Origin of the sequence: Microcoleus sp. B13-B6 (genome assembly GCF_036705405.1) — a bacterium.
Classification (GTDB): Bacteria; Cyanobacteriota; Cyanobacteriia; order Cyanobacteriales; family Microcoleaceae; genus Microcoleus.
Window position 1 is genome coordinate 74,251 of the sequence record NZ_JAUBUJ010000029.1, and the last position, 8,728, is coordinate 82,978.

Annotated in this window: 8 protein-coding genes and 1 pseudogene; 7 read left to right on the plus strand and 2 right to left on the minus strand. The window is 46.4% G+C overall.

The annotated features are described in order from the left end of the window. Positions 1-206: 206 nt before the first annotated feature. Together QUB35_RS15475 and QUB35_RS15480 are read right to left on the minus strand one after the other, a co-directional pair. Positions 207-863 carry an energy-coupling factor transporter transmembrane protein EcfT gene (locus tag QUB35_RS15475; protein ID WP_333102841.1) on the minus strand — a complete coding sequence of 219 codons (657 nt, stop codon included), beginning with the start codon at positions 861-863 and terminating at the stop codon, positions 207-209. After that, positions 856-1,785, minus strand: coding sequence for an energy-coupling factor ABC transporter permease (locus QUB35_RS15480; RefSeq protein ID WP_333142739.1), 930 nt, complete (start codon positions 1,783-1,785; stop codon positions 856-858). Before QUB35_RS15480 ends, QUB35_RS15475 begins: the two co-directional genes overlap by 8 nt. A 629-nt stretch (positions 1,786-2,414) precedes the next feature. Here QUB35_RS15480 and QUB35_RS15485 point away from each other — a divergent pair. The 7 genes and pseudogenes from QUB35_RS15485 to QUB35_RS15515 form a co-directional block, all read left to right on the plus strand. After that, complete coding sequence (locus tag QUB35_RS15485) at positions 2,415-3,050, plus strand: hypothetical protein (RefSeq protein ID WP_333142740.1); 636 nt, start codon at positions 2,415-2,417, stop codon at positions 3,048-3,050. Positions 3,051-3,186: 136 nt separating this feature from the next. Continuing rightward, on the plus strand, positions 3,187-3,660 hold the full coding sequence (locus QUB35_RS15490) for a hypothetical protein (protein WP_333102838.1): 474 nt from the start codon (positions 3,187-3,189) through the stop codon (positions 3,658-3,660). An 18-nt stretch (positions 3,661-3,678) separates the two neighbouring features. After that, the gene (locus QUB35_RS15495) at positions 3,679-4,419 is read left to right on the plus strand and encodes a hypothetical protein (protein ID WP_333142741.1); all 741 of its coding nucleotides are present in this window, start codon (positions 3,679-3,681) and stop codon (positions 4,417-4,419) included. 118 nt (positions 4,420-4,537) lie between these two features. Further along, positions 4,538-4,972: a ferritin-like domain-containing protein gene (locus QUB35_RS15500; protein WP_333102835.1), complete on the plus strand. Its 435-nt coding sequence runs from the start codon at positions 4,538-4,540 to the stop codon at positions 4,970-4,972. A 94-nt stretch (positions 4,973-5,066) separates the two neighbouring features. Continuing rightward, positions 5,067-6,029: an FTR1 family protein gene (locus QUB35_RS15505; RefSeq protein ID WP_333142742.1), complete on the plus strand. Its 963-nt coding sequence runs from the start codon at positions 5,067-5,069 to the stop codon at positions 6,027-6,029. A 683-nt stretch (positions 6,030-6,712) separates the two neighbouring features. Then, a complete protein-coding gene (locus QUB35_RS15510) occupies positions 6,713-7,450 on the plus strand; it encodes a response regulator transcription factor (RefSeq protein WP_333142744.1) in 738 nt (245 codons plus the stop codon). 742 nt (positions 7,451-8,192) lie between these two features. Continuing rightward, positions 8,193-8,659: pseudogene (locus QUB35_RS15515) on the plus strand (reverse transcriptase N-terminal domain-containing protein); the annotation flags it as partial. Between the last annotated feature and the right edge of the window lie 69 nt (positions 8,660-8,728).

Sequence of the window (8,728 nt, forward strand, 5' to 3'; positions counted from 1 at the left end):
GCAGAGGGCGCAGAGAGGGGAAGGGATAAGGCAAAAGGTAGAGGCCTGAATTAATCAATTACCAATTCTACTCGTTCACAGGCTCTGCCTGGGAACGCAGATCGGGAGGCTCTGCCTCCAATTTTCCTCCGCAAGAGGCGAGGCAGAGCCTCTGGATATGGATTCCCAGGCAGAGCCTGGGAACCAGTTAAATGCCCAATGCCCAATTACGAATAACCGTAAGAAGCTGTTGTTAATCCGGCTGCGATTAAAATTGCTAGTGTCAGCCAGAGTCGCTCTTTTGGTGTTGATTTTGAGTCGGCAGGTAAAGCTCCTTGATACCCGCGAATTAGCATGGCTGCGTGTACTCTTTCTGCCCGATCGAGACTTCGCAAATAAAGCGCTCCGATCATGGAAGCACTGGCGTAGCGCAGCCATCCTCCGGTACCGGACAAGCCCCGGAGTTGGGCTGATATTTTCATGCGGTTGACTTCGGACAGCAGGATTTCTAAGTATTGTCCTGTTAAAAGTACAATCTCTTGCAAACCTGCTGGTAGGGGTAATCCTTTGAGGGCGATTCCGAAACTGTGGGGTGGCAAAGTTAGCAGAAAGCTGTTCATAATTAGCAGGCAAATTAGGGAACGTAGCAACAGAAAACTGGCGCGTTCCCAACCTTGGGGCAGCACTAATAAGGAGAGAAAAACCAATTCTGCTCCCAACAGTTGCGCTAGGGTTCGCACGGGAGCCCTGAGCCAAAACGACCAAAAAAGTGCGATCGCCCCATAAATTCCCAGCCACAGCCAAGCGCCTGTCTTCAGAAAACCCATGCCAATCACAATTGTGAGAGACATTCGCAATCGAAAAGGTATGGAGAGTTTAGACATCTTTAGGTTTTACCACCAACTGAGCAATTCCAAAAGCCGCGCCGAAGCTGAAGGCAGACCCTAAAAGTCCAGCAATGCTAGTACCAACAGGCTGTTCTTCTAATCCTTTAACTGTGTAATCTGCTAAAGGAGTGGGATTTTCGATCGCCACAGCTTCTTTATCTTTAAAGCCGTATTTTTCGGCTACCGCTTCTAACCCGTCAGGCCAACTTGATGCGAACAGTGAAAGCACCCCGGAAATTAATAAAACTCCGATTACTGGCACTACCCATTTCTGCAATTGTGGCTGTTGTCCCGGCAGTAAATCCGGCCGCACTTTGACGAGATAAGTTAACACGCCGCCTGTAATTACCCCTTCGCCAATGCCAATTAAAATATGTACGCCTACCATTGCTGGCAATGCGATATTGAGCCCTACTGTACCAGAAATTGCGAGTTGGATCGCCACACAAATCGAAGCAGCCACGACGCTGAGGCCAGCGGCGATGCCCGCAGCTAGGGGCAAACGATTTCTGGAACCTCCCAAGAGTTGCTGCAATGGCTGCAACAGCCACCAGCCCACCCAAATGCCAACTAGCCCCATGTTAAAAATATTGGCTCCCAGGGCGGTGATGCCCCCGTCGGCAAACAAGACGCTCTGAATTATAAAAACCGTGCTCATTGCCAAAGTTGCCGCCCAAGGGTTCCCCAATACGACGGATGCCAGCGCTCCTCCCAACAAGTGGCCGCTGGTGCCGCCGGCTACGGGAAAGTTGATCATCTGGGCTGCAAACACGAAAGCTGTGGTTAAGCCCATGATTGGGGCTTGTCGAAGTCCAAGACTGGCGCGGGTTCGATTTAGCGCAACTGCAATTACTGCTGCACTTGCTATGCCGGTGGCAATGGCTACTGGCGGTGAAAGAAAGCCATCAGGTATGTGCATCGATCTCTCCCAAACGAGAAAAGTTCCAGCCCTTTAGTCAACTATTTTTTACAAAAATTTACCATCCCCTGTGGGGGTATTTCTGCGAGCGAGCGATCGGGGGATTGGTGGCGGGCGATCCCTTATGGGATATAGATTAGCGCCTCATCGGCAGAATTTTGAGGATGAGAAATTTTATATTAAATAATCCTGAAGAATTATTCGGATATTTTACAGACAACCTGCACATTAAAGCTTTTTGATAAGAATTATCAATATTTGTTTACACATTCAACTTCCAAATTGTATTCACCGTCCAGCTAAAACAAGAATATTAAAAAAATATAAAGAATATGCTGAAAATCTATCATTGGTTTTATTCTCAACTCTTGAGAATAAATTGCATTAAGTTTTTGACGACCGCAGCTGTGAAATTAGCAGATAGCTAGTCAAAGCCAAAGTATTGCGTGTTAGAGAAACTAAAAAGTGCGAATTATTGCGACTATATATAGTTAGCAGTAGGTTTGCAGTTGTCGAGCGCGCCCAAGTGCGATCGGCTTTGCCTGCACGAGCTCCATTATCAAGAAACTCAAAATACTAATGCGCTTATTCTCAAGTAATTTTCCGCACAACCTACAGGAGGTTTGCCAGTGGTGCAGCCGTCAACCCAAGACTCAACTACCGATTTAGTTCCATCGGAATTTCCCAGACAGTTAGATATCGCTCAAGTTTCTATCTACGGACTGAGTTTTTTATCGGCTGGTATGTTTCTGTTTTTACCTCTAGTCAACCTACTGCATCCCAGCCATTGGCAACGATTGATGGGAACCATTCACGGCTTAGGCGCAATGTTTGCAATGGTAGTGATGGTTTACACGGGACATTTAGCTTTCCCGTTGCTGCGGGGTGGCGGTAAAATCTTGCCACAAATGCGTACATTAGCCTTTTGGTCATCTATTTTGAGCTTTTTAGCCATAGCTACCGGCAATTGGGCTTATATGCGTTATCGGGCAGGCATGGACTTTGGCGGAGCTCGGGCTTGGCTGAAAGAAAACTCGCCTTTAGGGCAGTATGTTTTGATGGAATATCACGAGTTTAGCGTCCTGTTTACCCTGCCATTAGCAATAGCTTGCACCTGGATTCTGTGGACTTACGGCGATGCAATTTTAGAAAAGCATAATCGCCCGGTTTTAACCGCAACCTGTGTAGCTTTGATGGCCCTAATGTTTTTTTCAATGGGTGGCATGGTAAGTGGAATTGGCGTTGCTAAAATTCATGCTTTGTAGTCCGCATTTGCCAATTATCAACTATCAATCAATCGACTCTCAACTCTCAACTCTCAATCGATTGACTCTCAAGGCGGACAAGGTGGCACTGCCCCTACCCACTCTCAACTATCAACTATCATAGGAGATTTGTGAAATGACCAGACAATTATCCCGCCAAAGTCATGCGGGGGATGAACCTTTTTACGGTAAATTTTGGAGCAAATTAAAACACTTTCCTAACGGTTTAGCTGAGGGTTCGGCAACTGCGCCTAGGGTTTCGGGCCCAGCAGCAGCAGCAATAGTTAGCGCTGCAATTGGTTGTTTCACAATGATGGTGAGTCACCATTTAGGGGACACATCCAAAGAGATAAACGAAATGCTTTGGAACCTCGGTAGTTGGATTCCCGGAAGCAAGACTAATGATGAATTGTGGGGCAACATCGGCAGCTATACGGGCAAAGAAACTATGTTGCTTGTCGGTTGGCTTGTCAGTTGGCCAATTCTGCATCTGGTGTGGAAAAATCAGCAGATTAAAAGTCGCACCATATTTTTCTGGATGTTTGCTTTGTTAGTTGCTGCGACAGCTATGTCCTGGCATCCTCTCTTCCCCTATTTGCCCTTAACTTAAGTAATGCGAGGTTTGATGATGGAAACAAAAAATAAGCCGATCCCAGCCAGGGAGATGCACAAAATAGTTTGGATTAGTATGGGAGTTTTGACTCTTTTCTTTGTGACTTTTCCTATCTCAATGTGGCGCGTCAGCCAAAAAGAAAAGTTTCTCGGTTCCCACGTCAAGTCTTTCACAATCGAGGGACAAAATCCCGCTAATGCTGTTGCTAATGCTGTTGCTAAGGGGCTGGCCCAACCAGCTATTGCCAGTAGCAGTGCGCTTCCGGCTGCAAATAATTCCTATTTAGGGGTTGATAGCCAAAAAAAGCTGCCTGACAAGTCTCCAAAGGTTTTACCTTTCACTAATACGTCTACTGAAACGGCTATTGCGAGTAGCCCTACAGATAAGACTGTCCAAGCTGTACCTGTATCAGCAGGCCAGCAGCAAGTTCAGGCGGTGGATGGAACAAATCAGACAGCAGAAATTACGGATCGCGTAAAACTAGATGAGTTAGCTCTAAAAGTCTACGATCGCATCGATCGAACTTGGCAAACTAGCCCTACGTTCAATCAAAATCTAGTCTATCGAGTCACTACAAGTCAAGATGGGGCGATCGGCAATTTCGAGCCCCTCAACCAGCCAGCCAAGGATTACACCCAAGAAACTCCTTTGCCAAATCTGCTCAAATCTCCCGAAACTAGCAGCAACAATGCAGCACCAGTCGCTAAGTTTACTGTAGTGTTTGCTCCTACTGGAACCTTAGAAGTTAACCCCTAACTCACATACAACATCTATATCCGGTAAGGTGCGTCCTCCGCACCTTACTTTTCATTTTTAACTTAAATGTGATATTATAAACAGCGCCCTCTAAGGCATTCTACATCTAAAACAACAAATGAAAGAACTTGACGAAAAAAAAACTCAGGAACTGCTATGCACCATCATGGAATGGGAACTTGCAGGTGTCGTGCGCTATACCCACTATTCACTAATGGTGACAGGGCCAAACCGGATTCCCATCGTGCAGTTTTTTAAAGCACAAGCCACGGAATCCCTACTCCACGCCCAACAAGCAGGAGAAATTCTCACCGGTTTAGAGGGGCATCCCAGTCAGAAAATTGCTCCCATCGAAGAAACCTACAAACACTCGGTGAAAGACTTGTTAGAAGAAAGTTTAAATCACGAGAAAAAAGCGCTCAAAAAGTATAAATCTTTACTTGACGTTGTGACCGACTCCAGCGTTTATTTGGAAGAATATGCCCGCAATCTAATTGGACAAGAAGAATTGCACCAAGTAGAATTGAAAAAAATGCTGCGGGATTATAGTTGATTTAATCATTGTTATTGGTTATTGGTTAGTGGTAAGTTGTATTTCCAATGACCAATGACCAATGCCCCATGCCCATGCCCCATGATTATAAAAAATGAATTTTAGCGAAGCCCTACCAACTTTTGTAATTACCCTGCGCGAAGGCGTAGAAGCCGCCTTAGTCGTCGGAATTGTACTAGCTTGCCTCAAAAAAGCCGAGCAAACTCACCTCAATTCTTGGGTGTATGCAGGTGTCGCAGCCGGAATTGCTGCTAGCGGTTTTGTGGGTGTTTTATTCAATGGATTGCTCGCAGCCCTATCAACATCCGAGCAGCCTTACGCACCAGTAATTAAACAGCTATTAGAGGGCGTGTTGGGAATTGTGGCGATCGCAATGCTAAGCTGGATGCTAATTTGGATGACTCAGCAAGCGCGCTTTCTCAAAGCTGAAGTTGAAGGAGCAGTTACAGCAGCCTTGACAGAAAATAGCAATGCCGGCTGGGGCGTATTTGGCTTAATTTTTATTGCGGTACTGCGCGAAGGTTTTGAAACAGTTATATTTGTCAGCGCTCAATTTCAACAAGGTTTAACTCCTGCTTTAGGTGCTTTGGGCGGTTTGACTGGGGCGGCAATCATTGGCGCGCTACTGTTCAAGTGGGGCGTAAAAATTGATATCCGCCTGTTTTTCAAGTTTATGGGGATTTTGTTGCTGTTAATCGTGGCAGGTTTGGCAGTATCTGCACTCAAACATTTTGACCAAGCCGCTGGGATGTTGTCGCAGATGAATAGCCAGTATGCAGGGATTTGTTTTTATTACGATCGCCTCGCACCAATCCACTCTTGTATTTTAGGGCCTATGGTGTGGAATGCAGCGGAAATTTTGCCCGATCGACAATTTCCCGGAGTGATTCTCAAAGCACTGTTTGGATACAGAGATCGACTTTATCTCGTCCAAGCGGCGGCTTACACAATATTCTTAGCCACCATCGGCGGTCTTTATTTCCAAAAATTAGGCTCTAAGGCGACTGTTTCCCCAAAAAATACTCAGTCGGCTCAAGAATCAACTCTTTCTCAGTAGTTGTGTCGGCTATGGTTACAGATTATTTCCCTGCTTTCACTGCTTCTGAGGCCCAAAAAAATTGCCTGATTTTCCAAAATCGGCCAAAAATTTTAGGGTTTTGGGATAGACTCTTTGACATTTGTATGATATTATTTAATAAGGGGAATAGCGCTTGTTTTGAAAATAAATAGTTAGATTTCTATTATTTAATAATACAGTCAAGAGCTAAAAAAAGCAAGGGCTAACCCTCAAAAAAAACAAAATTTTTCTCAACCTCACCAACTTTATAAATCACAAGTCGTAGAGTGGGCGATCGTCGAAAATATGTAACTTGCAGAGAGCAGAATTGGCAATGTCAGGCCCGCAAAGGTGTCGATCGAGAACAGGGGCGATGACCCACTACGAGCAAACAAACGCAGGGTGGCTCTAAAATCTCAAATCCCATCATCACTCGTCGCCACAGAAGTCGCGCCCGCCAACAAAAAATCTACTCCAGGCCAGATTTCTGGCGAACAGTCTTTCTGATACCCACTGAAGGCGCTTATAATTAATACAACAATTTTTACATAGCTCAAAAAGGTCTTAATCAACCTTATAATTCTTAAATGAAGCTTAAAATTAAAAAATTGCTTGTTAAAGTTACCTGGAACCCCCAGAAGGCTGTAGCCTCCCCCATCTGGTTAGCGGTGAGATAAATAATGATGCCCCGGATACTTGTTATTGATGATGACGCGGCGATCGCCGAACTCGTAGCCGTCAACCTAGAAATGGCTGGCTACGAAGTCACCCAGGCAGAAGACGGCATCAAAGGTCAGGCACTAGCCATACAACTGCTCCCCGACCTGATCATGCTAGACCTCATGCTGCCTAGAGTAGACGGATTCACCGTATGTCAGCGTTTGCGGCGTGACGAGCGCACCTCAGACATTCCCGTCTTGATGTTGACCGCCTTAAGTCAAACTCAAGACAAAGTAGAAGGCTTCAACTCCGGCGCCGACGACTACCTGACCAAACCCTTTGAACTAGAAGAGATGCTAGCGCGAGTGCGAGCTCTACTAAGGCGAACAGACCGCATCCCCCAAGCTGCCAAACACTCCGAAATTCTGAATTACGGCCCGCTGACCCTTGTCCCCGAAAGGTTTGAAGCTGTTTGGTACGCTCAGACAGTCAAACTGACCCACCTAGAGTTTGAGTTGCTGCACTGCTTGCTTCAGCGCCACGGTCAGACAGTCTCTCCCAGCGAAATTCTCAAAGAAGTGTGGGGTTACGACCCCGACGACGACATCGAAACAATTCGTGTACACATCAGACACCTGAGAACCAAGATGGAACCCGATCCCCGCCATCCTCGGTACATCAAAACCGTATACGGGGCTGGTTATTGCCTGGAGTTACCCAACAACGAGCAAGTAGCTGAAGAAAGCAAATCCTCTGCTTGAGCTAGCGCGCCCGATGCAACAAGCAGTGAAAAATTCAGCTAGAAAAGCCTGAGAGCATTAGCTCTCAGGCTTTGTTGTTTGGAGTTTGAGATGAATATTTGACACTCCCCACGGCTGAAGCCTGGCTGCGACTCGTTCTCCTGAAAGGGTAGCAATGCCCAAAGATAGGAGGCAAGGAACATAGAAAGGAGTAATCCTAACTGAACCTTGACAACTTGATAGCCATGAGGGTGAGTCTCCTGCCTAATAACAGAAAGACAAATCCCTCCCCACAGGTGCAGTGGTGAAAGCACGATCCCTACTGAGGAGACTAGCCATCAAATTGGTAAAGCGGGACGAAAGAAGGTAGCTGACAGCCTAAGTCAGCAATCCCCTTTAGCAAGAATCCATGAGTAGCGAAAGCGAAGATGCGCTTGAACCATCGTGAAAGCCAACCAGCGAAATAAGGCTTTTTGCGCTGGAGCCAAAAGGCAATGGATTAGGGGCTGATAAGTCTTGGTGTATCAGCAGCACTCCCAATAATCCCGGTGGACAGCATCAACTCTAAAGATTCAATCAATGGCTATCAGGAACGAAGTAACCTCTCGTAAGCTCTCTTGGAGGTCGAATACCAAGAGCAGGTGCTAACCGTATGCTGCGAACAGGTGGGATAGAGTCAAAAGCTAATGCCCTGTTGTAATGACAGGGATATGCAGACAGACTCGCGGTGATATGGAAGATAAAGTCGAAAGTCCGAGTATATATGTCTAAAACACGGTCACAACCGATGGTGGAATGGAGACACATTAACTGGCGAAAACTGGAACGGTCTGTCTATAAGCTCCAAAAACGAATTTATCGAGCCTCTCAACGTGGTGATGTTAAAGCAATACGCAGACTCCAAAAGACGTTGATGAAGTCCTGGTCAGCAAGATGCTTAGCGGTCAGGCGGGTAACACAAGACAACAGCGGCAAGAAGACGGCTGGTGTGGATGGGCTTAAAAGCCTGACCCCAAAACAACGTCTCGCCCTTGTTGCCAAACTTAAATTAAGCCCAAAAGTCGCTCCAACTAGGCGAGTATGGATTCCCAAGCCTGGGACAGAGGAGAAGCGACCATTAGGCATCCCGACAATAAATGACCGAGCGATGCCGCGCACTTGTCAAGCTGGCACGCTTAGCCAGAATGGGAAGCGCGATTTGAACCTAACTCATACGGGTTTCGACCAGGAGTGCGATTCGTTGGGTAGAAACTAGCCCTGAAATGGGTAGAGGATTACCCGCAAGTAACATAAGAACCT

Coding starts and splice junctions, on each gene's coding strand:
- QUB35_RS15500 (WP_333102835.1), top strand. CDS start 4,538: ATGAAAGAACTTGACGAAAAAAAAACTCAGGAACTGCTATGCACCATC.
- QUB35_RS15480 (WP_333142739.1), bottom strand. CDS start 1,785: ATGCACATACCTGATGGCTTTCTTTCACCGCCAGTAGCCATTGCCACC.
- QUB35_RS15475 (WP_333102841.1), bottom strand. CDS start 863: ATGTCTAAACTCTCCATACCTTTTCGATTGCGAATGTCTCTCACAATT.
- QUB35_RS15505 (WP_333142742.1), top strand. CDS start 5,067: ATGAATTTTAGCGAAGCCCTACCAACTTTTGTAATTACCCTGCGCGAA.
- QUB35_RS15495 (WP_333142741.1), top strand. CDS start 3,679: ATGGAAACAAAAAATAAGCCGATCCCAGCCAGGGAGATGCACAAAATA.
- QUB35_RS15510 (WP_333142744.1), top strand. CDS start 6,713: ATGCCCCGGATACTTGTTATTGATGATGACGCGGCGATCGCCGAACTC.
- QUB35_RS15490 (WP_333102838.1), top strand. CDS start 3,187: ATGACCAGACAATTATCCCGCCAAAGTCATGCGGGGGATGAACCTTTT.